The sequence below is a fragment of the Pararhizobium sp. IMCC21322 genome, assembly GCF_030758295.1.
GTDB lineage: Bacteria > Pseudomonadota > Alphaproteobacteria > Rhizobiales.
The window spans coordinates 78,827-99,859 of the sequence record NZ_CP132335.1 but is presented as its reverse complement, the minus strand read 5'-3'; the positions used below and the strand labels follow the sequence as shown (position 1 = coordinate 99,859).

Sequence of the window (21,033 nt, the reverse complement as noted above, 5' to 3'; positions counted from 1 at the left end):
GCGGAACTGATTGTCTGAAACGGGTGCTGCATGGCCGAAAACGGCTTGTCGCCGGGGTTTGCATTGGTTTTATCGAGCGGTTCGATACATCGTTGTTGAGGTTGAGCGTGATTGCCGCGTAGAAGATGAACAGCAACAACCGCGCAGAAGACGGACGATACCGGACTGTTCCAACCAGGGATAATCAGGTCGCAGCTGACAGTCAGGAGATGATCATGAAATCGTCAAGCACGCCCAAGACACCAAGCTCCCCAAGCTCCCCAGGCACTGGTAGCAAGCCCCGCCAGACCCTGCGGGATGCGGCTTATCATGCTTTCATAGATCATCTGTTTTCAGGCGATATTCGTCCCGGCTCCATGGTGTCACAGCGCGAGCTTTGCGAAATTCTCGATATTCCGCTGAACCCCATGCGCGAAGCGCTGAAGCGGTTGGAGGCAGAAAACTTCGTTCAGCTGATTCCCCAGCGCGGCATTCAGATTTTCGGCATTGAGGAAGAATTCCTGGCCGATGCGTTTCAATTGCGGAAAATTCTGGAAATCCAGGGCCTGCGTGCCTTTTTCAAACAGGCTGACATGACGGGCGTGCAGGATTTGTTTGACCGCACCAAAGCGGCAAGCGATGGCGATCAGGGCCGACAGCTTTCAAACTTTCAAAAAATCAGCGAATTTGCTGATCTCGATCACGAGATGCATTTGCTGTTTCTTGGCGCGCTGGACAATGAAATTGTAAACGACATGATGACCCGGGTGCTGAGCAAATTACGCCTCTCCCGCCTGATTTTCCGTCTGCATAATTATCAGGATATTCGGGCGTTCCAGGAACATGTTGCGATATTGGAAAAAGTTCTGACAGGCGATGAAGAGGGCGCGGCGCAAGCGCTGAACGATCATCTGGATGGATCGAGAGGCCGGATTATGGGGATTGCCTGAGGGCGTCTTTGATGGTTTTCGCTTGGCTAGGATGCATCCTGCTTACGCACAAAATCAAAATAAAGCGCACCGCAAGCCAGCGCCAATACGAAATACTGTAAGACCGAAAGCCTGAAATCCGTCACGATCACAACCACCACGACATTTGCCAAAGCGCCAATGGCCACTCTGGTTTTACTCAAAGACCGATCACCGAAAAACACCGCCCTATAGGTTTTGTTCGTAGGCCCCCAAAATCCGAATATGCCAATAATCGCAACAGCGAGTGTTGTCGGAATCCCGTGGGGTTGGAAAGCTGTAGCGGCCACCCCAAAAAAAAGCAGAAAATAAACGAGCCCGAAAATACCCACGAAGTCCCCAATGTGTTGTGCGGCACAAAAGGGTCTAGGAGGCATTGTTGGAAATTTCAACTGATACTGTTTGACTGTATTTTAGCTTGGAACAGAGAATATCGGAATGGCTTCGGCGATATCTGGCAATATCCAAAACGAGTATGTATCAGCCGAAGGTGGCCCTTAAGCTAATACACGAGCCTTAATCAGGGTCAATTGAACTCAAATACAAGTGGGGTAGGATTTGTCAGATGGCCGCTTAGAGCCCAAAGTGACTGATGCTGCACAACTGTTGAATGGCTGCTTTGTTGTCATTCGGCCAATGGCAGGCCGCGCAGCAAACTCAAAGCATCAGCTCTGTTCGGTGTTCCAGAAAATGGTCAATCAGGCGACGGGTCAGCGCCTTTTGTGGCCCAATGTCCGGCCAGACGGCATAGATGCCGAGGTCAGGCAGGTTCCAGTCTGGGAGGATGCGAACCAGACGGCCTTGCGCCAGATCGTTTTCAATTTCTCCAAGCGGAATGTGCCAAATCCCAAGCCCTGCCAACACCGAAGCCTTTGCGGCTGTCACGGTGTTGACCTCAACACGCTTATTGATGGGGTCGAACTGAATAGACACCCCATCTCGTTCCAAAGTCATCAACGACGGGATTTGTGTGACTGAGATAAAATCATTCTCGGCCAGATCATCGGGCGACTTAATCGCTGCACGTCCCACCAAATAATCAGGTGATGCAACAAGCAAACGTTTAAAATTGGCAATGCGACGGCTTTTCAAATTGCTGTTGCGCAAGGTACCAAGACGGATCGCCAGATCGAATCCGTCCTTCACCAGATCGGTTGGGGTATCGCTGCAATGAAGCGAAATCGCGACCATTGGGTGCAGTTTCGCAAAGTCCCAAAGCGCCGCGTGCAACCTGCCTTGTTCACCAAACGCAGGCATTGCAACGCGCAACGTGCCAACGGGTTCATCGTTGCCTGCATGGATCGCATCCAGCGCTTCCTCACCTGCCGTCACCATGCGGCGCGCAGGATCAAGGGCGATCTGGCCCTCTGGCGTCAGCGACATTGACCGCGTTGAACGGAAAAACAGAGTCACGCCTTGTCGTTCTTCCAGCCGTGACAAGTGATGACTTATGACAGAGGTGGAGAGCTTTAACCTACGTCCCGCTGCGCTTAGGCTTCCTGTATCGGCAATCGCCACAAATACGGCAAGGCTCCGGTAGTCATCAATCATCTTTCTAATTCCTGTAAGAATGATTTCTCACATTATGGGATAATCGAAAAGATCACTTTTGTCTATTTCTAGGTTCATCAGAAACAAGGAGAGACATCATGACACTTAAATCCATCATCGCATCCGCTGCCCTCGTGACATTCGCCACTGGCGCGTTCGCCGACGACACTGCAACCGTTACGACTTTCTACGATCTGCTCAGCAATCCGGGGTCGCAGGAACGTGTCGCTGATTTCCAAGAGGCAACCTCTGAGGACTGGATCAGCTTGGGCGACTATTCCGGCAACAACAAATCCCGTGAGTCCTTCTTGGGCCAAATGGGTGGCTTTGCGCAACTGATGCCCGATCTGAACTGGGAAATTCAGGACATGCACCAAGATGGCGATACAGTGATCGTGCGCAGCCGCGCCACCGGCACACCTGTTGCGCCATTTTTTGGTGTTGATGGCCAAGGCCGCAGCTTTGACATCATGACCATCGACATCCACGAACTGGAAGACGGTGTCATCGTACGCACCTACCACGTCGAAGACTGGGCAGGCGCATTGCAGCAGCTCGCTGGCAAATAATCGAACATCAGAAAACGCCGGTGCAGTATTGCACCGGCGTTTTCCCAAAGCCGACATTGGCGCAAGCGCAGCGAAAGACAGCTTCGTCTGCATAGCGGACATCTCGTCTTTATCGACTCCAAGAAAAGGTTGACTGCGCGGGTTCCCATTCCGCAATACCTGAAACGACGATGGACCACCCGAAGGTGGCCAATATCGTAACATACTGAATTTAATGGAGAAACAATGGAGCGGGCGAGGCGATTCGAACGCCCGACCCCAACCTTGGCAAGGTTGTGCTCTACCCCTGAGCTACGCCCGCATCCTTGGGTAATGACAGCGTATTTGGCTGCGAGGGCACATATGGCGTAAGATATTGGGAAAAGCAAGCTAAAGATTCAGGTTTTTTGCGTGCAGCCCAAATGATGCCGGACAGGGTAAATGCGGGTGTTTTGCCAGCACTGGCGGGAAATGCTGTGGTGCCGGTTGCAATCTGCCTCATTTGCGTAAATGAAAGGGTTTTAGGGATCGGCTTCCGGGCGCGACGGTGATGGTGCGCGCGGGGCTGACATCGACCTGATGTTTGGCGGACTGGTTGGTTGAGGGGTATGTTCGGGTGATTACCAAAGATGGTTTATTTGCGCAGCTGGATGGGCTGGATATTGCGCATGCGACCGTATCGCATCCGGCGGTGTTTACGGTGGCGGATAGTCATAAGGTGCATGACGAATTGCCGGGCGGGCATTCCAAAAATCTGTTTCTGAAGGACAAAAAGGGGCAACTTTTTCTGGTGGTGGCTGAGCAGGGCAGTCAGGTGGATCTGAAGGGTCTGCACCGCCATATCGGTTCGCAGCGGCTCAGCTTTGGCAAGCCTGATTTGTTGATGGAAGTTCTGGGCATGACACCGGGATCAGTGAATCCGTTTGCGTTGATGAATGATGCGGACAAGCGCTGCACGCTTTGGCTGGATGAGGCGCTGATGCGGCATGAAATGGTGAATTTTCATCCGCTGGAAAACACCATGACGACAACGCTGAAAAGCGCTGATCTGATACGGTTTGTCGAGGCAATTGGGTTTACAGCCAACAGGCTTGATTTTACAGCGCTGGCCACACAGGGCGCATAGGGTTTATACCGTCAACAGAGCGAATGCAGATGTGTTGAAAAGCAATTGGTTGCAGAGTGGGAATAAAACCCCATTTTGAGCAGTGGTACGTGAAATTGTGACACGCAGATTGGTGTGACAGATAGATAATATAGATTGATGATTCAGTTAGATAATACAGGCAGACAAGCGAGCATATAATGGATGAGAAATTTCAGATGGGCGGTCCGGTTGGCGGCGCGTCCATGACGGGTAATGCTGGTGGCGTATCGGCCTCGACGGGCGCAGCACCTGCACCGGACGGCATGATTGGCGGCGGCGCCGCTGCTGGTGGCGGTGACCTGATCAAGGACACGACCATGACAGGTTTTGTGGCCGATGTGATTGAAGCGTCAAAACAGCAGCCAGTGCTGGTGGATTTCTGGGCGCCGTGGTGTGGCCCCTGCAAGCAATTGACGCCACTGATTGAGGCTGCCGTGCAAAAGGCGGGTGGCCGGGTCAAGCTGGTAAAAATGAATATTGAAGAGTTTCCCGAAGTTGCCGGGCAGATGGGCATTCAGTCGATCCCTGCGGTTGTCGCCTTCAAGGACGGGCAGCCAGCGGACGGGTTTATGGGCGCGGTGCCTGAAGGCGAGATTACGGCCTTCATCGATAAGGTGGCCGGTCCTGCGGGGCCATCGCCGATTGATGAGATGCTGGAACAGGGCCAGGCAGCGCTGGATGCGGAAGATTTTGGCGGTGCTGCGCAGATTTATGCAGGGATTTTGCAGGCCGAGCCGGAAACCGTGGCCGCGATTGTCGGCATGATGGAGTGCTATATTGGCACAGACCAAGCCGAAAAGGCGCTGGAACTGCTGGACATGGTGCGTCAGCAAATGCCTGATCTGGCAGAAGACCCGGCTCTGGCAACGCTGGAAACCAAGATTGAGCTGCTGAAACAGGCGGAAGCTCTGGGCGATACCGGAGAGATGGAAGCGCAGTTGGCGGCAGACCCTGATAATCATCAGTTGCGGTTCGATCTGGCGGTTGCATTGAATGGACGTGGCGACAGGACTGGTGCTTCTGATCTACTGCTCCATATTATCCAACATGACCGCGATTGGAATGAAGATGCAGCGCGGACTCAATTGCTGCAATTCTTCGAAACCTGGGGTGCCAAGGAACCAGCCACAAAGGCAGGACGTCGCAAATTGTCGGCGCTTCTGTTTTCGTAAGGCGGGTTCAGGCAAAGGAGCCGGACATGTCAGTGCAAATTGGCAACACAACATTTGAGAGTGCGGAGGATTTTCCATCCTCCGTGCCGATTTTTCCATTGAGCGGCGCTTTGCTGCTGCCCAAGGGGCAGATGCCGCTCAACATTTTTGAACCGCGCTATCTGTCCATGATTGATGCAGCCCTGTCCGGCGATCGGCTGATTGGCATGATACAGCCGGCGCTGGAAGACAGCGGCGATGGCAGCCCGGACGCCTTGTGCGCCAGTGGATGTCTTGGGCGCATTGTGGCCTGGTCTGAATCCGGTGACGGGCGCTATCTCATCACGCTGATGGGGGTTGCCCGGTTCCAGATGGAACAGGAACTGACCACCATGACGCCTTACCGTCAGGCGCGGATATCGGTGTTGCCGTTTTTGGGCGATATTGATGGCGAACTGGCTGAGCTGGAAGTGGACCGGGACGAGTTGCTGGCAACTTTCCGCGATTATCTGGACGCCAATGATATGGAAGCGGATTGGGACAGCATCAATGAGGCGTCGACCGAGTCTCTGGTCAATGCCCTGTCGATGATGAGCCCGTATGGACCGGCAGAAAAGCAGGCGCTGCTGGAAGCACCTGATTTGAAAACCCGCGCTGAAACGCTGATTGCCATTACTGAAATGGAACTGGCGCGCGGCGATGACGGCACCAGCCCGCTGCAATAGGATATGATGCATGACGCAGCCGGACAGGAAGCTTCTGGAATTGCTGGTCTGTCCGGTCTCGCGTTCGCCACTGGTGCTGGACGAGAGCGGCGACTGGCTGCTTAGCAAAAAAGCCAGGCTGAAATTTCCGGTGCGTGATGGCATTCCGATCATGTTGCTGGATGAGGCCGAGCCGCTCACTGACTAAGCCCGCAGCTTTGGCCGGGAAGATTTACCTTTCATTCTTTGAAATCCCGATTTAGAATCAGTTGACTGACTAAGATTTTTTACGGGAGATTCTGTCTTGGCTGATCCATCAGGACGTTCAAAACGGCAGTGCCTGGAAGATGCGGCAGCGCAATTATTCTGGTCCCGGGGATTTGCCGCCACCAGCATTGCCGACCTTGCCAAACAGGCGGATGTGCCGGTTGGCAATGTTTATTATTATTTCAAAAGCAAGCGCGATCTGGCTGACGCTGTGGCCGAGATGTTTGTGCAAGGATCGCAGGCCGCTCTGGACGATATTGAAACGCGGTATCCAACCGGCACGGCGAATCCACACAAAGTGGCGAGAGACCGGATTGGCGCATTCTTCGATATGCTGGAAAAGTCTCATATGAGCCGGGCCAAGGCGGGCTGTCCGATTGCCCGTTCCGTGGCTGACTTTGCCGAAGCTGCGCCCAAGGCTGCCCGCAAATCAACTGAAGCGCTGACCATGTTGACAGCGTTTCTGGGCCGTGAGCTGACACGAGCCGGGCACCCCAATGGCATGATGGCAGCGCAGCAGAGCATTGCGTTATGGCAGGGTGCAATCGTGCTGGCCCATGGAGCGGCTGATCCACAGATTTTAATGCGGCTATGTGCGGAACAACGCGACGGCTTGCTGCGGGCAGTTCATCAGGACGGTTAGATCTGGCGCAGCCTGGTCTGGAACGAGACTGTCGTTTGGGCTTGTGAACCCTATTGCTGAACGCAGCTGACCCAGTCTTCAAGCATGGCCGCCAGGCCATCCCAATCGGTGTATTCCTTGTCTTTATGAGGATCGACAGGCTCGTCGTCTTTTTGCGAGGCGATCCAGCGCATCGCCCAATAGCGAAAGAAATCGTAACTGGTGAAGCGAATTGCACCGGCGATGTGTTCAATACGGTTTGGCACCCAGCCAGTGGCTTTGGTGAAACCGTCGATGCAGTGTTCCAAACCCTCCCGGTCTTCCAATTCCTGTCCGGCCGCTGCCAGCGAAACGGACAGAAACAGTGTGTCGCGTTGTTTCAAATGGTGCAGATTCGCGGTTGCATAATTTTCCAGGGACTTTTGATAATGTCCGATATGGATAGAGCCAGCCAGAATCACAGCGTCAAAGCGCAGGATGTCGATTTCGTCGTCGTCTGAAAGGTTCAGCAATTCGACTGAGTGGCCAGCATCAGTGAGTTGATCAGCGCAAAACCGTGCAATTTTACGGGTCTGGCCTTCTGTGGTGGCATAGGCTGTCAGAAATTTCATGTACCCCTCCATGGTCCATAGCAACCTAGTGGGGAGGGGGGTCACTGCATTGACATGAATCAACGCAAATCGATGCGATGATGGCCGGATTTCCGAAATCGTTCATGTAGGTCTTTTGGGCCTGGAGCTTTTCTTGATTATAGGGAAAAGCTCTAGATATCCTGTGCAGCGGCCCAGCCGCTGGCCCAGGCCCATTGGAAATTATAACCGCCCAGCCAGCCGGTGACATCCACTGCTTCGCCAATGACATAAAGGCCCGGCACTTTTTTGGCTTCCATGGATTTGGATGAGAGTTCCGCAGTGCTGATGCCACCAATGGTGACTTCCGCCTTGGCAAAGCCTTCTGTACCACTGGGGCGGAAAGGCCAGTCAGCCAGGCTCTGCTCGGCCTTGGCCAGATTTTTGTCAGAGAGATTGGCCAATTCACTGTTGAGGCCCAGATTGTCCGTCAACTTTTCAGACAGGGTTTGTGCCAGACGGTCCGGCAGATGCACCGAAAGAGCGCTTTGCAAGGCGGTACGTAGCTTGTTGCGTTTGGTCTGTTGCAGCCAGCCGTTAGGGCAATCGGGTAGAAAGTTGATACCGATGCTTTCGCCGTGACGCCAATAGGATGAAATCTGCAAAATGGCGGGCCCTGAAAGGCCTTTATGGGTAAACAGGGCAGCCTCGCGAAAGCTGGTTTTGCCGCTACTGGCCACAATGTCAGTGGCCACACCGGACAGCTCGCGAAACAGCGCTTCATCCGCGCCAAGTGTGAAAGGCACAAGGGCCGGACGCGGCTCGACAATCTTGAGGCCGAAGCGCCGTGCCAGATCATAGGCAAAGCCGGTTGCGCCAAGTTTGGGAATTGAGGGGCCACCGGTGGCGATGACCAGCGCAGGGGCTGAGGCGGTTTGTGTGCCATATTTTACCTGAAACAGGCCGTCAGCATGGGTGATGTCGCCCAGCGTGGCGCCAAGGCGCACATCCACCCGGCCCTTTTCGCATTCGCTGAGCAGCATGGCGACGATCTGTTTTGCGGATTCATCACAGAACAATTGGCCGAGGGTCTTCTCATGCCAGGCAATGCGATAGCGCTCGACCAGCGCCAGAAAGTGGCTGGCGGTGTAGCGGCCAAGGGCGGATTTGGCGAAATGCGGGTTGGATGAGAGGTAGCGGTCCGGGGCGGTGTGGATGTTTGTAAAATTACAGCGGCCACCGCCGGAGATGATGATCTTGCGGCCTGGTTCTGGCGCGTGATCCAGCAAAAGGACGCGCTTGCCGCGTTGTCCAGCCATGGCGGCGCACATCAGGCCCGCACCGCCGGCACCCAGAACAATGGCATCATAGCGGGAATGGTTTGATGTCATTTGAGCTGTTGTCCGGATGGCTGATGGTGAGGCTCTATAACGCCCCTGAAGCAGTTCCGAAAGGTGTAATGGATGGAAGATCACCCGGCACGTTAGTGCCGGGTGATCTTTGGGTTTAAAAATTCGCGGCGTTGCCCGGCACGATTCTGGTTATGGTGCCAACGGCTTTGCCGTCGGGGCCGTGATAGGTGAATGTGCCGGGCTCATAGATGATTTGCCAATCACCTGCAGGGCCGCCCTGCCACTCAACGAAATAGCCGGTCTCGTTGATTTTCAGTTCGCCCTTGAGGGTCGGGCCGTCGGGAAGCGTCATATGGGCGACGGTTTCGCTGGGATAATAGATGACCGCATCAGTATCTTTGCCGATATCGATGTAGTGGGTGGAGCCAATCATGAGAATGGCGAGAATTTTTCCGGTGAGAACCATTGTGAATTCCTTTTTGGGATTTGGGTTTAAAGGGTGAGTGGAAAATGTTTGCGCCACGCGGAATGGTGGTCAAACGCAACTGCCTGCGACCATGCAAGCATCACATGCACCCGGGAGCCGGGCGCAAGGGAGAGGGCGGGACGGCCCGCAATTCTTTGGGATATTTGAAACTCAAGATGTGAGCGGCCATCGGCGTAGCTGCCTCGGGCCAGCTTCAGAGCCGGTTTCAATCCAAGCTCTGTGACGGTTTTATGGTCCGGGACGCGTGCCATGTGTTCTTCTGCCCGGATGGGGGAGAGCGATGTGGCAGCGATGATAAAGCGTGTATTTTTGAGCACCGGTTTTTCATTGAACCCGACTGCGATCCAGCCATTGGTGGGGGCACTCAATGTGCCGATCAGACAAATGTTGTCGTGGCACCATGAGAATGTAACGTCGTCCTGTGTCACAGATCGGGCTGGCTTCACGCGGCTGGTAGCAGCTCGTGAGCCCGGTGCCCCGATCAAGGTGCCAAGACCAAAGGTTGCCAGTGAGAGAAACTGCCGCTTGTTCATGAGTGAATTATCCGCTAAGTTATCGTCAAGTTACTTGACAAATAGGCTTGGCAATTCAATCTGTCAAGTAACTTGACTAAATTATGAGGATGCCCAAATGAAACCCACCACTTCACCGGAGCTGATTGATCATATCGGTTGGGATTTATGGCGCGTGACCGAAGGCTGGAAAAATCGTTTCACCACAGACATGGTGGTGCGGGGATTTGGCTGGTTTGGGGAAGCGCGTGGCAATCTGCTGCAACATATTGGCCGTAATGGCGTTGCCCAGACCGCTCTGGCCGCAAAGGCCGGGATGACCAAACAGGCTGTGCAGCAACATCTGGATGATCTGGTGCGCGATGGTGCCATTGAGCGTGTGCCCGACCCGGATGATGCGCGCCGGAAGATCATTCGCTTTACCGCTCTGGGTTTTGAAGCGATGACAGTTGCCAATGATGTGAAACGGACTATTGAAGATGAATACCGACATTTGATCGGGGGGGATGCCATGGATGGGCTGACCGACGCTTTGCGTGCCATCATCGCGCATCAGGATGACCTGCAAAAATAATCGTCCCCGGATTGAACCGAAATGGACCGACAGCGCACCTTATCTACAGAAACGGGATTATGAGAGGTGTTATGCGCCGCAAAAGCCGCATTCTGGAAGACTATCTGGTTGCCAGCTCCAAGCTGGGGGACAGGCAGGCTTTTGCCCGATTGGTGGATTTGCGTGGTCCGCGCTTGTTGAGCCATGCCACCCGACTTTTGGGCAATCGTGAAGAAGCCAGAGATGCGGTCCAAGATGGCTGGATAGATATTTATCGTGGGCTTGCCAAACTGCGTGACCCGATGAGTTTTCCGGCCTGGGCAACACGGATTGTAACCCGAAAATGTGCCCAACTGATCCAGCGAAAAACATCGCGGCGGCAGCTGGAGCACGAACTAATTGTGGAAAGTGATGCCGCTGCCATGGCCACCAGTCCTGACTTTGACGAAGCCTGCGATGCCACACGGGTTCGCGCTGCCATTGAGGCCTTGCCGCCCGTTCATGGTGCTACGATTGCCCTGTTCTATCTGGACGATATGAGTGTCGCGGAAGTTGCTGTTGCGCTTGATGTGCCGGTGGGAACGATCAAAACCCGGCTGATGCATGCGCGTGAGAAATTGAAAGATCTTCTGAAAGGAGAGAATGATGAATAAATTGGATAGATTGATTGAAGAAGCCCTTCAGGAGCAGGATCGTGACATTCTGCACCAGACCGAAGAATTGGGATATTTCGCACTTGGACTGAAACAGTTCTCCGGCAAACTGGGCTGGGTGACCTGGGTGTTGATGATTGCGCAGACCGCCATGTTCATTGCGGCAGTCTGGTGCGGAATTCAATTTTTTGAGGCCGTTGAAACCCTGCCCGCTTTGAAGTGGGGTCTGTCGGCTGCCACACTGGCTCTGATGGCGATCCAACTCAAGCTCAGCCTGATGCCGCAAATGCAGGCTGATCGCATTATCCGGGAACTGAAGCGCATTGAATTGATGGTTGCGCGACAGAAATCCTGAGAGGCCGGAATGCGCCGTTACCACCGTGGTGGCGGCGCGATCATTCCAGAGCAGCCTGTTGTTGGTGAGGCGTGAAGCGCTTTCACCAGTCCGGTGATGGTGAGTCCAGCATGTGTTTGCGGATTTTCCGCATCTGGTCGCCCAACGCTTTGCATTCTTCCTCGCTGGAAGGCGCCATCATATGGTCGACCAGCTTGACGTGAACCCGAAGTCCCGACCGTGCCAGTTCCTCGCCAGCCTCTGTGAGAAAGAGACGTTTCAGGCGTCGGTCCGCCTCATCTTCGCGGCGCTCCAGAAATTTCTTCTTTTCCATGTCGGGGAGCAGCATGGACAGGTTTGATCGACCGACCAGCAATTTGTCAGCCAATTCCTGCTGGGTCAGACCGGGAAATCGCAGAATGGTAGCCAATACGTCATAACGCGGCAAATCCAGATCAATGGTGGCCAGACCCTCCGATAGAAGTCGCCGTGCTATTTGATAGGCTTTCGGCACTTCGATCCAGTTTTGAAAGCGTGGATGGTTCCAGACCAATTCCGCGTCCTGGCTGTCCTGTTCCATAATCTCTCCCAGATAAGTCCACAATCCTATGCCAAATTGATTGCATCAACCGCATAAACTCTTTGGGGTGGCTTGACTTTGTTCAATATTGAACATTATCTATGCCTTCCGAGTTTGTTTAAGCAGGAATGTGACACATGGTGAAGTCCCTTGGCCTGAAAGCGCTTCGGATTGCTGTCCGGATCGGGAATATTCTGGCACCAACGCTGACTGCGACAACAACCTTCAAACTGTTTTGCACGCCGCCCCAAAACCGTTCCCTGTCACAAAAGGAAGCGGCCATGACGCAGCGGGCAGTGCAACGGCTGTCTGCTGCGCAGGCGATGGATGTGGCCTATCGCAAGGGGCCGTATTTCGATGATGCGGGACATGATCAAACGCATGACGCGCCGAAGGATGAGACACTTCGCTATTATGTGTTCGAACCCAAGACAGTGACAGCGGATACCAAAACGGTGGTTCTGCTCCATGGCTGGACAGGAAAATCGGCTTTCATGCTGGGTTTTGCCGGCCCGCTGCTGGCGAAGAATTTTCGTGTACTGGCGGTGGACTTGCCCGCCCATGGCGCGTCTTCTGCGCGCCAGTTGCATTTGCCGAAAGCTGTTAATGCCCTGAGCGAATTGCATCAGCATACCGGACCCTGGCACGGCATCATTTCCCACTCATTTGGCAGTGCGGTGGCCTGCGTCCTAGCCTCAGGTTTTATTCCCTCATTCGCAAAAGTGCCATTGGAGCGGCTTGTCCTCATTGCATCCCCCCATTCGATGCAATGGATTTTTCACGGGTTTGGGCAGGCTATCGGTCTCAACGAACGCACCCAGAAGCTGTTTGACGGCCTTGTGAGACCTTTGGCCGGCCGCTCGCTTGCCGAATTTGAGAGCGCGAACATGTTGCAGCAAGCCGCTGTGCCAACCCTGCTGTTGCATGCGCCGGATGATAAGGAAGTACCGTTTTCAGGTGCAGAATTCATGGCGAAAACAAACGATAATGTCTCATTGTTGCCTTTGCCGGGGCTGGGTCACCGACGCATTCTTTATGCCGCCGCGACCATTCGTGCGGCGACCGGCTTTGTCAGTGACAATGCCGAAGTTTCAGGCAGCGTTGCAACTGGCTAAAGGGTGCTGCCCTTGACCGAATACAAACCCTTTTTCTGAATTCGCGCGGCTTGAAACTGATTGATTCCATCAAGCGATCTACTCACTGGATCTGCAACGCTCACTTTGTTCAACGAGCCATTCTTGCATCAGCAAATTGAACGTTTCTTGTTTATCTCAATCGTCCCAATCGGGTTCTCAATTTAGCGCTGCTGAGCGGCAACTCTGCGCAGGGCATTTCGGGCGATGAGAATGTGAAACGGCAAAATGGCTTTCAGATAAAGGCGGCCGCCAAAATTGTGCGGATGAACCCATGTGGCCAGCGATACCCGATCATTTTGCGAGACGACTGAAACGCGGAAATCCAGATGTCTGTCGTTGAAACCGGCAATGATTTCGGAGTTGGTTTCCAGCTCAACCGGAAACGGACCAAGCTTGTCGGGCGCCTCGGGACCATCATTTGACAGGCCGAATGGCACAGTGACCACGCGGCGGATGAGCAGAAGAAAACGCGCCCACCCCGGAAAATCGGTGATAATTTCGGCGGCTCGGCGCGGTGTGGCATCAGAGCAAACCGAATAACAATCCAGAAAATCCGGCGGTAAAACACGGCCATGCAGATGACTGTTGGCAGGTAATTCGCAAGCGACGACTTGTGGTCTGTAAAGGGACAAAACTGTCTCCGGTTTGCACGTTCAGAAAGCTCACAATCCCTAGATATGTGCGTGTTAAGAAAGCTTCAACCGCGAGGATGGTTTTGGCCCAAATTTCTGGCGGTGCCGCGTAGAAAACTGTGAGAATTGGTGGGAATTTCAAACGCGCTATCCACGCCCCGCGCTGGATTGCACTCACATGTCTACGGAAATGAACAGATCATCAGGATCCCGAGCGTCGACCTCAATTCCTGCTGATGCAAGTTTTTTGAGTTCTGCTTCGAATTCTGGTTGTTTCGCGCTGTGTTCCATCTCGACAAAGCTTGACAGAATGACACGATAATTATCGCCCTGGCGCGCCTCGCGCATCATCTTCAGCGTTTCGGGCTCGGGGTTGTCGTGGCCTCCGTCACCGCAATAGATGTAAGTCTTGGCGGGGACCGCTCTAAAATACGCTGGGTCAACATTGTTATTACTGCCGTGATGGGGAACCTTGAGTGCGTCTACCGGAAATGGCTTATTCTTCTCCTTGAGGCCAAGCTCTTCCAGCCACTCCACAATATCATCACCGCGCGCGTCACCCGTCAGAAGGAGTTTCTTCCCGTCATGCTCGGCGAGTACAACAATTGAGGCCAGATTCGAGACGCTATTATCTGTGATTGCCGCAATTTCGGATGGATCGAGCGCCGGATTCCATTCTTTCTGGAGCTTTTCAAGCCGCTCCTTGTCCGGACCTATCACGGTTAGATTCATGTTGCCGGGAAGCTCTGCGGATTTCCCCGAGAGGACCAGCGCATTATTGAAAGGGCGGTTTCCATCGAGCCCGAGTCTTATGAGGTTATCCCGTAATTTGCGTCCCTGGTTTACGCTGGCGAGGATTTCGGTGGCCCGCCCATCGCTATTGGCCAGTTCCTGAAAAGGTGGTGTTCCCGCAACATTGGCCGAGGCGACTATGGCATCGACCGTTGCGGTCAGGGCCGCCGGCGAAGTGCCCCCCGTCAGGTCGCTGAAGCTATTGTGCCAGAAGCGCTTTATCCGTGCCGGATCGCGGGTACTGTCCTCTTCTTCGATCATCTCGTCAGTTAATTCGATAAGACCAATGATGTGATCCTGATCGATATGGCTGACCATGGCGAGTTCAAACTCGACGGGCTTGTTGAGGCCTTCGGTCTCCTTCAAATTGCGCAGATGTGGCCGCAAAAAAGGACGGTATACTTTGTGCGGGCCGCCATCGACGAGAATACGTTTAGGTGGGATCGAGGTGCCATAATGAATAATCAGGCAATCCCCATGCCGGGAGCCGAGAACATCTATCCGAAACACTGTTTCCTCCTATTAAATGGATTCCAGAGCGCGCAGAATATCGACAAGTCCTGCACCTTGAAATTCGTGCCCTCGACCAAGATCTGTAGCCGTCTTGCAAAGGACTTCCTTGATCCAATCAGGGCTACCGATCAGTTCAGGGTGGCGCGACATCAGCAGCGCGGCGGCCCCGCTCACATGTGGCGCAGACATGCTGGTTCCTGTGTCCACTTTGAGTGTCCCTTTCAGTCCGGGCGCAAGGATCTTCTCACCTGGCGCGATCAGGTCCGGTTTTCTGCGTCCGTCAGCTGTTGGGCCTCTGCTCGAAAAATAGCTAACTCCATAGGTGTGAGGGCTGGCTCTGTGGGTTGAACCAACCGTAATCACCTTCTCCGCATTACCTGGATCCATAATCGAACTCCAGGCGAAGCTGTCGACAAGAGAATTCTCGGTTCGAATTGTGTTGAAGCCACGATTGCCTGCTGCTGCAACGACGCAAACGCCACTGTCGACCAGGCGATTTGCCTCTTTGCATACGGGTGTCTGTCCACAGCCATAGTTGCGCACCTGGTGCTGTATCTGCAGGCTGAGGTTAGCGCCATGGATAATCTGGCGTTCCCGGGTCCGGTTAAGGTAGGCCACGAGTTGAAGTGCGGCCATGACGAGAAACTCGTCGCTTTGACCGTTTTCGTCACAGACCCTCAGATCGTATAAACCGATATCGGGGCACATGCCTTTCAGGTCGTAATCGGGCCCTTCACCGCGCAATTCTCCTTTGGAGAGTTGACCGCCCAAAATGCCGGCGACATGAGTGCCGTGGCCGTTTCCGGGAGAATAATAGTGATCGTTACTATGGGGTATCCGAAGGATAGGCTCCAGCAGGGGCCAATCCAGAATTTGCCCCTCGGTAATTCGGCGTTTGACATCTTCCACATATTCTTTCGCGCGCGCCATCGTTTGACTGTCCCCAAGCCGTTCGGCCAGTCCACTTGCCGACACATGTTCGCTATCGCGATAGTTCAGGACATGCAGCATGGTCAGAACGGCCTCTTCAAGACTGTCCGGAGCATCCGGGTTTGTGGGGTCAACCAACGCTCGAGCTGCGTCTGTCTGTTTTTTCGGCAACAGCTTGTCGTATCTGTTTTCAAACAAACGCAAGAGACGCAGGAAATCGTAAGAGGCGACAATCCGGCTGCGGTCCATCCACGGTTTCGATGCAGCGACATTAGCCTTTGCAAAGGCTGGATGGCGCGCGTCAATCCCTGAATCGATGATTGCCCAACGGATGGCTCGTGAGGAAACTCCGAAGACATTTTCCGCCGCATCGACTTTAATCGTTCGACGAGAGTGAGAGGTTGCAAGCTCTGCCGGACGGTTTAGATCAATGGACCAGATCGGAGCAGTGGACACGGCACCTGAACCTGCCTGCAGTGCAACAAGTCGGTCGATCATTGCGCCATGAACCTCCAGCATTGATCTCAGAAACTCTCTCACATCGCTGTGAGTCTCGCGAGCGAGGTCCGTTTTCTCGTCAATGTCTGGGGATGCGCCATTTGCATTGAGGATCAACTCGTTCGAAGTCACGTTCAAAAGACTGGTGCATGTCTTGATGATGCTGTCCCAGCGTTGGTCCTGCACGCCTTCGCTGATCTCTTCTGCGTTTCGGATCGCGATCCAGGCCGCGAGGAACCTCCAAAGTGAGAGCAATTCGGACTCGGCCAAAATCTTGCGCAATCGTGCAAGATTGGTGCTTTTGGAGGCTTGCGTAAGAGATTTTCTCCATTTGGTTATCTTCTTTGGATCGAGTTTTCGAAACCAGTAGGTCTGCGGCAGAATCGCAGCAATCATGTCATCCATATTGGCAGACGTCAGAACGATGTTTCCGAAAGCGATAAGAGGTGGAGAACTATCTTCATCATAGGCTCGATATGCCTTGCGCAAATCTGCAATTGCCTGTTCCGCACGTACCCGGTTGTTCAATTCGATGAGTAATCGGTGGCGAAAATCAGGATTGGCAGCAAATTCCAGCCAGACCGACATGCGTATGGGTGTATCGCTGAAAAGCTCGGTGCTTTCGGATGCGCCAAAAGTAATCAGTACATCTTCAAGAAGATGAAGTGCTCTTGACCGCTTTTCGGAATCTGTCTTGTTACTAATTATCATGTCTGGTTACCGCCAATAACAATATTATGTTGGCATGCCAGAGGCAAACAGTCCAATTTTGTTTTCAGTATTTATAGATCATTGAAATTGTTAATTAGCTGAATTCAAAACTAATTTTAAGAAATATTCTCGAAATATTTCATATGTTCAAACTTGGAAAGAAGGATAACCATGCTGTGTTTGGCTGTTCAGGTTCTTGGTTAACAGAATATGGAGCCGGGATATGACTGAAATAAAGAGTTAAAACTCTATAATCCAAGCTGATCCAAGTGAACTGCTCTACTACTCTTGTTCAGATTGCCGCAATGATGCTGGTTGCCCCTGCGCATCAAACGCCTGTTTGAAATTGAAGGCATTTGGGGTCGGGCCGTGGTCGTGGAGGTGCTCGAACTTTTTGACGCCTTCGGTCCATTCTGGTGTGTGGTCGCTTTGGACCCACCACAGGACATAGGGTGGCCATTCACCGCGTTTGAACCAGGTTTTGCCGAGCGCAAACGCTTCGCGGTGGAGACCTTTATAGGTGAAGTTGAAAAGGGATTGCGGGTTTTTCCACAAAGACAGTGTGGCTGGTGACCAACCATCACCGCCTACTTGGTAAAGCGTGGAACACTCTGCTTGCCCCAGCTTTTGGGGCCCGGCTCGCCCTCGTAACCGGAGCGGGCAATGAAGCCGGGGGCTGTTTCGACCAGTTCCATGAGAGGATCGTGGCGCTGACGCCAGCCTTCATTGGCAGAATGTTCTGCCCGCTGCGTGAAAATACCAAAATTATAGGCAGCGAGGCGGTGCGTCACAGGTCTAGATCAGCTCACCGCGCAGAAGTTTGGGCTGTGAAGAAAATCCTGCGGCCTCACCGATGAAGCGTTTTTTGAGGCCGGGCATGCGATCCACCAGGCCAAGGCCGATGGTGCGTGCCAGACGTATCGGCGCCAGATTGTTGGAGAAAAGGCGGTTGAGAATGTCGGTGGTGGCGGCCATTTGCACCGTATCGGCACGGCGCCAGCGTTCATAGGTTTTCAGGACATCTTCTGCGCCGAAGTCCAGACCCAGCCGGGCAGCGTCGACAATTGTCTCTGACAGGGCAGCGACATCACGCAGGCCAAGGTTAAGTCCCTGACCGGCAATGGGATGGATGCCATGGGCGGCATCTCCCAGCAGGGCAAAACGTGGTCTTACAAAATCGCGGGCGACCATCAGACCCAATGGAAAGCATTGCCGCGGGCTGAGGACCGACAGAGTGCCAAGCTCATGGCCAATGCGGCGCTCCAGCTCCATGCGGAAGGTGAATTCGTCTCCCTTTACCAGGCGCTGTGCGTCCGTGTTGGCTTCCGTCCACACCAGTGAGGAGCGATGCTGCTCTCCGTCTGACGGCAATGGCAGGATGGCGAAAGGCCCGGCGGGCAGAAAATGCTCCCATGCCCGGCCATTATGCGGTTCTGTATGGCCAATGGTGCAGACAATGGCGCTTTGACCATATTGCCAGCCGACGGTTTTGATGCCTGAGAGTTCGCGCAGGGCAGAGCGCACGCCATCGGCAGCGATCAAAAGCCGGGTTTTGATGGTCTTGCCACTGTCGAGCGTCAACTGTTGAAAGGGGCCGGTCTCGCTGAAATGGGTCACGCGATCAGGGGCCAGGAAATGCAGCCCGTGCTGCGCGCCGGCTTTGGCCAAAGCGCGCACCATTGTCTGGTTTGGCACCATATGGGCGAAGGGCGCGGCTGCATCGGGCGCTTCACTATTCGCGGCGTCGCTATCATCAGGGCCTTCAAAGGTCAGGAAGACCGGCCTTACGGCATCACCCGTTTCGCTGTCAGTCACAATCATTTCGTTGACGGGTTGTGCGGAGGCAAGCATCTCATCCCAAATACCAAGGGCCTGAAACAGGTTTCTGCCCGAAGCGGCTATGGCCGATGAGCGCTGGTCCTTCGATGCCTGGCGCGGGTCACGTGGGTCAACAATTGCAACGTTGAATTCCGGCACGGAGGTCTTCAGGGCCAGCGCCATGGCAAGGCCAGCATATCCGGCGCCCGCAATGACTACATCGAAGGGTTTTTGTAGTTGTTCTTCGGTTAGATCAGCAGATTTTGTCTGGGCCATGTTGCAGTTCCGCGTTGTATAATTCTCTTGCTAGAGATGGGTTTTCTAGCACGGCTTTCAACGCAGGGCACAGATTTTCCTTTGGTGGATTGGCGTGGTGCCGGGCAGTTGTTACATGTGCACTCAGAATTGCGAATGGAGCGTTGTATGAGTGGACCTGAATCGGACGAACGCATGACCGGCAAGTCAGACACGCATGGCACAAACGGCTCTGCTGTTGACCGTATGATGTCGATCCTTGATCTGGAGCAGATTGAGGCGGATCGCTATCGCGGGCAAAGCCCGAAGGATGGCTGGCAACGGGTTTATGGCGGACAGGTGATCGGTCAGGCGCTGGTGGCGGCCTCACGGACCGTTACGGGCCGACAATTGCATTCACTGCACGGCTATTTCCTGCGTCCGGGTGACCCCACCATCCCCATCTTCTACGAGGTTGAGCGGGTGCGTGATGGGAAAAGTTTTTGCACACGGCGTGTGGTTGCTTTTCAGCATGGCAAGGAAATTTTTATAATGTCCGCCTCCTTTCAGATCGCTGAAGAAGGGCTGGAGCATCAGATAGATATCGATATGGACACTGTTCCCGGGCCAGAGACGCTGCCGGGTGAAGCCGAGATGAAGGCCATGATGCTGAGCCGACCGAATGTTCCAGAGCCGGTCAAACGCTACTGGGAACGGGATCGGCCGATTGAATTTCGACCGATTGATCTGACCCATTATGTGAGCCGTGAAAAACTGCCACCCCGGCAGCAGATATGGGTGCGCAGCAGCAGCCCAATGCCGGATGACCCGGCGCTGCAGAAATGTGCCCTGGCCTATATGTCTGACATGACATTGCTGGACACATCCCTGTTTGCCCATGGCCTGAATATGTTTGCCGGTCGGTTGCAAATGGCCAGCCTGGACCATGCCATGTGGTTCCATCGCCCTTTTGAGGCGCATGACTGGATGCTCTACGTTCAAGACAGTCCAAGCTCCTCCAATGCACGAGGATTCTGCCGTGGAACCTTCTACAGCAAAGGTGGAGACCTGATTGCATCTGTTGCTCAGGAAGGTCTGATACGCAGGGTTGCCTAAAATATATGCATCCCTGACTTCCTGCTGTTTTTTTAGGCGTGACTCGTGCTTGCGGTTTGTGCAACGGCGAGGAAGTTTACGATCTCATGGTTTTTCGACAATCTAATCCTTCCTAAAAAATAAATAAAAACAGTATCTTATCAAAAAATACATCATGTTTTCCCGTTTTGGCACGATGTTTGAATATCTGGTTCGTGAGCTTTGTCCGACGCGCACACTGCGTCGCTCGGAGCGTGAATTAGAAGTGTCGACCAACTGAGGCGTTCCAAAGCCTTTGAGGCAGCAACCGACACAATAGAACGGGAAGTGAGTATATGAAAATCATCATGGCAATCATCAAGCCGTTCAAGCTCGATGAAGTACGCGATGCTCTGACAGGCATCGGCGTACAGGGTCTGACGGTGACCGAAGTCAAAGGGTATGGACGGCAAAAGGGCCATACCGAAATTTATCGCGGCACAGAATACGCGGTCAGTTTTCTGCCCAAGCTGAAAATTGAAGTGGCTGTGAATAACGACGTGGCTGAACAGGCTATCGACGCAATCGCGGCTGCTGCGAAAACCGGCCAGATCGGTGACGGCAAAATTTTCTCTTATGCGCTTGATAGCGCGGTGCGCATTCGTACCGGCGAGAGCGACTCCGAAGCTCTGTAGAGCTGGCGTGGTTTAACGAAAAA

General features: G+C 53.7%; 26 protein-coding genes and 1 tRNA gene. 13 read left to right on the top strand and 14 right to left on the bottom strand.

The features are described 5' to 3' along the window. Positions 1-215: 215 nt before the first annotated feature. Complete coding sequence (locus RAL91_RS00555) at positions 216-929, top strand: GntR family transcriptional regulator (RefSeq protein ID WP_306259031.1); 714 nt, start codon at positions 216-218, stop codon at positions 927-929. A gap of 26 nt (positions 930-955) precedes the next feature. Here the strand turns inward: RAL91_RS00555 and RAL91_RS00550 are convergent, their stop codons facing one another. Further along, positions 956-1,111, bottom strand: coding sequence for a hypothetical protein (locus RAL91_RS00550; protein ID WP_306259030.1), 156 nt, complete (start codon positions 1,109-1,111; stop codon positions 956-958). Between the two features lie 493 nt (positions 1,112-1,604). Then, positions 1,605-2,498 (bottom strand): LysR family transcriptional regulator, encoded by an 894-nt coding sequence (locus RAL91_RS00545; RefSeq protein WP_306259029.1) that lies wholly within the window; start codon positions 2,496-2,498, stop codon positions 1,605-1,607. A gap of 98 nt (positions 2,499-2,596) precedes the next feature. Between RAL91_RS00545 and RAL91_RS00540 the strand changes: the two genes are divergently transcribed. Next, positions 2,597-3,067, top strand: a complete 471-nt coding sequence (locus tag RAL91_RS00540) for an ester cyclase (RefSeq protein ID WP_306259028.1) — start codon at positions 2,597-2,599, stop codon at positions 3,065-3,067. A gap of 226 nt (positions 3,068-3,293) precedes the next feature. On the opposite strand, the gene RAL91_RS00535 is transcribed toward RAL91_RS00540, so the two are convergent. Then, positions 3,294-3,368, bottom strand: a tRNA-Gly gene (locus RAL91_RS00535). Between the two features lie 294 nt (positions 3,369-3,662). Here RAL91_RS00535 and RAL91_RS00530 point away from each other — a divergent pair. The 5 genes from RAL91_RS00530 to RAL91_RS00510 all read left to right on the top strand — a co-directional run bounded on the left by RAL91_RS00530 (position 3,663) and on the right by RAL91_RS00510 (position 6,958). Next, positions 3,663-4,172 carry a prolyl-tRNA synthetase associated domain-containing protein gene (locus RAL91_RS00530; RefSeq protein ID WP_306259027.1) on the top strand — a complete coding sequence of 170 codons (510 nt, stop codon included), beginning with the start codon at positions 3,663-3,665 and terminating at the stop codon, positions 4,170-4,172. Positions 4,173-4,351: 179 nt separating this feature from the next. After that, entirely contained in the window at positions 4,352-5,365 is a 1,014-nt protein-coding gene (trxA, locus tag RAL91_RS00525; RefSeq protein WP_306259026.1) for a thioredoxin, read from the top strand. 32 nt (positions 5,366-5,397) lie between these two features. Further along, on the top strand, positions 5,398-6,069 hold the full coding sequence (locus RAL91_RS00520) for an LON peptidase substrate-binding domain-containing protein (RefSeq protein WP_371932568.1): 672 nt from the start codon (positions 5,398-5,400) through the stop codon (positions 6,067-6,069). A gap of 10 nt (positions 6,070-6,079) precedes the next feature. Beyond that, on the top strand, positions 6,080-6,256 hold the full coding sequence (locus RAL91_RS00515; RefSeq protein ID WP_306259024.1) for a Trm112 family protein: 177 nt from the start codon (positions 6,080-6,082) through the stop codon (positions 6,254-6,256). A 96-nt stretch (positions 6,257-6,352) separates the two neighbouring features. Next, positions 6,353-6,958: a TetR/AcrR family transcriptional regulator gene (locus tag RAL91_RS00510; protein WP_306259023.1), complete on the top strand. Its 606-nt coding sequence runs from the start codon at positions 6,353-6,355 to the stop codon at positions 6,956-6,958. Between the two features lie 50 nt (positions 6,959-7,008). Here RAL91_RS00510 and RAL91_RS00505 read toward each other — a convergent pair whose 3' ends face one another. From RAL91_RS00505 to RAL91_RS00490, 4 genes are all read right to left on the bottom strand, one after another. Further along, on the bottom strand, positions 7,009-7,548 hold the full coding sequence (locus RAL91_RS00505) for a flavodoxin domain-containing protein (RefSeq protein ID WP_306259022.1): 540 nt from the start codon (positions 7,546-7,548) through the stop codon (positions 7,009-7,011). Positions 7,549-7,700: 152 nt separating this feature from the next. Then, a complete protein-coding gene (locus RAL91_RS00500; RefSeq protein WP_306259021.1) occupies positions 7,701-8,897 on the bottom strand; it encodes an NAD(P)/FAD-dependent oxidoreductase in 1,197 nt (398 codons plus the stop codon). 115 nt (positions 8,898-9,012) lie between these two features. Then, entirely contained in the window at positions 9,013-9,324 is a 312-nt protein-coding gene (locus tag RAL91_RS00495) for a hypothetical protein (RefSeq protein ID WP_306259020.1), read from the bottom strand. Between the two features lie 26 nt (positions 9,325-9,350). Further along, positions 9,351-9,878, bottom strand: coding sequence for a hypothetical protein (locus tag RAL91_RS00490; RefSeq protein WP_306259019.1), 528 nt, complete (start codon positions 9,876-9,878; stop codon positions 9,351-9,353). A 97-nt stretch (positions 9,879-9,975) separates the two neighbouring features. Between RAL91_RS00490 and RAL91_RS00485 the strand changes: the two genes are divergently transcribed. The 3 genes from RAL91_RS00485 to RAL91_RS00475 all read left to right on the top strand — a co-directional run bounded on the left by RAL91_RS00485 (position 9,976) and on the right by RAL91_RS00475 (position 11,418). Continuing rightward, positions 9,976-10,431 (top strand): MarR family winged helix-turn-helix transcriptional regulator, encoded by a 456-nt coding sequence (locus RAL91_RS00485; protein WP_306259018.1) that lies wholly within the window; start codon positions 9,976-9,978, stop codon positions 10,429-10,431. 71 nt (positions 10,432-10,502) lie between these two features. Then, entirely contained in the window at positions 10,503-11,063 is a 561-nt protein-coding gene (locus RAL91_RS00480) for an RNA polymerase sigma factor (RefSeq protein WP_306259017.1), read from the top strand. Next, positions 11,056-11,418 carry a DUF6768 family protein gene (locus RAL91_RS00475; protein ID WP_306259016.1) on the top strand — a complete coding sequence of 121 codons (363 nt, stop codon included), beginning with the start codon at positions 11,056-11,058 and terminating at the stop codon, positions 11,416-11,418. The genes RAL91_RS00480 and RAL91_RS00475 overlap by 8 nt, the downstream gene beginning before the upstream one ends. An 82-nt stretch (positions 11,419-11,500) precedes the next feature. Here RAL91_RS00475 and RAL91_RS00470 read toward each other — a convergent pair whose 3' ends face one another. Beyond that, on the bottom strand, positions 11,501-11,977 hold the full coding sequence (locus RAL91_RS00470) for a MarR family winged helix-turn-helix transcriptional regulator (protein WP_306259015.1): 477 nt from the start codon (positions 11,975-11,977) through the stop codon (positions 11,501-11,503). Positions 11,978-12,114: 137 nt separating this feature from the next. Here RAL91_RS00470 and RAL91_RS00465 point away from each other — a divergent pair, with 137 nt between their 5' ends. Then, positions 12,115-13,092 (top strand): alpha/beta fold hydrolase, encoded by a 978-nt coding sequence (locus RAL91_RS00465; RefSeq protein WP_306259014.1) that lies wholly within the window; start codon positions 12,115-12,117, stop codon positions 13,090-13,092. Between the two features lie 182 nt (positions 13,093-13,274). On the opposite strand, the gene RAL91_RS00460 is transcribed toward RAL91_RS00465, so the two are convergent. The 6 genes from RAL91_RS00460 to RAL91_RS00435 all read right to left on the bottom strand — a co-directional run bounded on the left by RAL91_RS00460 (position 13,275) and on the right by RAL91_RS00435 (position 19,283). Then, positions 13,275-13,745, bottom strand: a complete 471-nt coding sequence (locus tag RAL91_RS00460; RefSeq protein WP_306259013.1) for a DUF2867 domain-containing protein — start codon at positions 13,743-13,745, stop codon at positions 13,275-13,277. A 174-nt stretch (positions 13,746-13,919) separates the two neighbouring features. Further along, positions 13,920-15,047: a ComEC/Rec2 family competence protein gene (locus RAL91_RS00455; protein ID WP_306259012.1), complete on the bottom strand. Its 1,128-nt coding sequence runs from the start codon at positions 15,045-15,047 to the stop codon at positions 13,920-13,922. A 12-nt stretch (positions 15,048-15,059) separates the two neighbouring features. After that, positions 15,060-17,189, bottom strand: coding sequence for a S8 family peptidase (locus tag RAL91_RS00450; protein ID WP_306259011.1), 2,130 nt, complete (start codon positions 17,187-17,189; stop codon positions 15,060-15,062). 282 nt (positions 17,190-17,471) lie between these two features. Further along, positions 17,472-17,744: a DUF3291 domain-containing protein gene (locus RAL91_RS24975; protein WP_371932468.1), complete on the bottom strand. Its 273-nt coding sequence runs from the start codon at positions 17,742-17,744 to the stop codon at positions 17,472-17,474. Between the two features lie 32 nt (positions 17,745-17,776). Further along, positions 17,777-17,980, bottom strand: coding sequence for a hypothetical protein (locus RAL91_RS00440; RefSeq protein WP_306259009.1), 204 nt, complete (start codon positions 17,978-17,980; stop codon positions 17,777-17,779). Between the two features lie 4 nt (positions 17,981-17,984). Further along, a complete protein-coding gene (locus RAL91_RS00435) occupies positions 17,985-19,283 on the bottom strand; it encodes a ubiquinone biosynthesis hydroxylase (protein WP_306259008.1) in 1,299 nt (432 codons plus the stop codon). Between the two features lie 174 nt (positions 19,284-19,457). Between RAL91_RS00435 and RAL91_RS00430 the strand changes: the two genes are divergently transcribed. Beyond that, complete coding sequence (locus RAL91_RS00430; RefSeq protein ID WP_306263116.1) at positions 19,458-20,357, top strand: acyl-CoA thioesterase II; 900 nt, start codon at positions 19,458-19,460, stop codon at positions 20,355-20,357. Positions 20,358-20,671: 314 nt separating this feature from the next. Next, entirely contained in the window at positions 20,672-21,010 is a 339-nt protein-coding gene (locus RAL91_RS00425; protein ID WP_306259007.1) for a P-II family nitrogen regulator, read from the top strand. Positions 21,011-21,033: the final 23 nt, after the last annotated feature.

What these genes read in the sequence shown, in the direction of transcription:
- RAL91_RS00435 (WP_306259008.1), bottom strand. Translation starts at nt 19,283, where the DNA reads ATGGCCCAGACAAAATCTGCTGATCTAACCGAAGAACAACTACAAAAA.
- RAL91_RS00470 (WP_306259015.1), bottom strand. Translation starts at nt 11,977, where the DNA reads ATGGAACAGGACAGCCAGGACGCGGAATTGGTCTGGAACCATCCACGC.
- RAL91_RS00540 (WP_306259028.1), top strand. Translation starts at nt 2,597, where the DNA reads ATGACACTTAAATCCATCATCGCATCCGCTGCCCTCGTGACATTCGCC.
- RAL91_RS00475 (WP_306259016.1), top strand. Translation starts at nt 11,056, where the DNA reads ATGAATAAATTGGATAGATTGATTGAAGAAGCCCTTCAGGAGCAGGAT.
- RAL91_RS00450 (WP_306259011.1), bottom strand. Translation starts at nt 17,189, where the DNA reads ATGATAATTAGTAACAAGACAGATTCCGAAAAGCGGTCAAGAGCACTT.
- RAL91_RS00505 (WP_306259022.1), bottom strand. Translation starts at nt 7,548, where the DNA reads ATGAAATTTCTGACAGCCTATGCCACCACAGAAGGCCAGACCCGTAAA.
- RAL91_RS00555 (WP_306259031.1), top strand. Translation starts at nt 216, where the DNA reads ATGAAATCGTCAAGCACGCCCAAGACACCAAGCTCCCCAAGCTCCCCA.
- RAL91_RS00480 (WP_306259017.1), top strand. Translation starts at nt 10,503, where the DNA reads ATGCGCCGCAAAAGCCGCATTCTGGAAGACTATCTGGTTGCCAGCTCC.
- RAL91_RS00485 (WP_306259018.1), top strand. Translation starts at nt 9,976, where the DNA reads ATGAAACCCACCACTTCACCGGAGCTGATTGATCATATCGGTTGGGAT.
- RAL91_RS00425 (WP_306259007.1), top strand. Translation starts at nt 20,672, where the DNA reads ATGAAAATCATCATGGCAATCATCAAGCCGTTCAAGCTCGATGAAGTA.
- trxA (WP_306259026.1), top strand. Translation starts at nt 4,352, where the DNA reads ATGGATGAGAAATTTCAGATGGGCGGTCCGGTTGGCGGCGCGTCCATG.
- RAL91_RS00545 (WP_306259029.1), bottom strand. Translation starts at nt 2,498, where the DNA reads ATGATTGATGACTACCGGAGCCTTGCCGTATTTGTGGCGATTGCCGAT.
- RAL91_RS00490 (WP_306259019.1), bottom strand. Translation starts at nt 9,878, where the DNA reads ATGAACAAGCGGCAGTTTCTCTCACTGGCAACCTTTGGTCTTGGCACC.
- RAL91_RS00465 (WP_306259014.1), top strand. Translation starts at nt 12,115, where the DNA reads ATGGTGAAGTCCCTTGGCCTGAAAGCGCTTCGGATTGCTGTCCGGATC.
- RAL91_RS00515 (WP_306259024.1), top strand. Translation starts at nt 6,080, where the DNA reads ATGACGCAGCCGGACAGGAAGCTTCTGGAATTGCTGGTCTGTCCGGTC.
- RAL91_RS00495 (WP_306259020.1), bottom strand. Translation starts at nt 9,324, where the DNA reads ATGGTTCTCACCGGAAAAATTCTCGCCATTCTCATGATTGGCTCCACC.
- RAL91_RS00430 (WP_306263116.1), top strand. Translation starts at nt 19,458, where the DNA reads ATGACCGGCAAGTCAGACACGCATGGCACAAACGGCTCTGCTGTTGAC.
- RAL91_RS00500 (WP_306259021.1), bottom strand. Translation starts at nt 8,897, where the DNA reads ATGACATCAAACCATTCCCGCTATGATGCCATTGTTCTGGGTGCCGGC.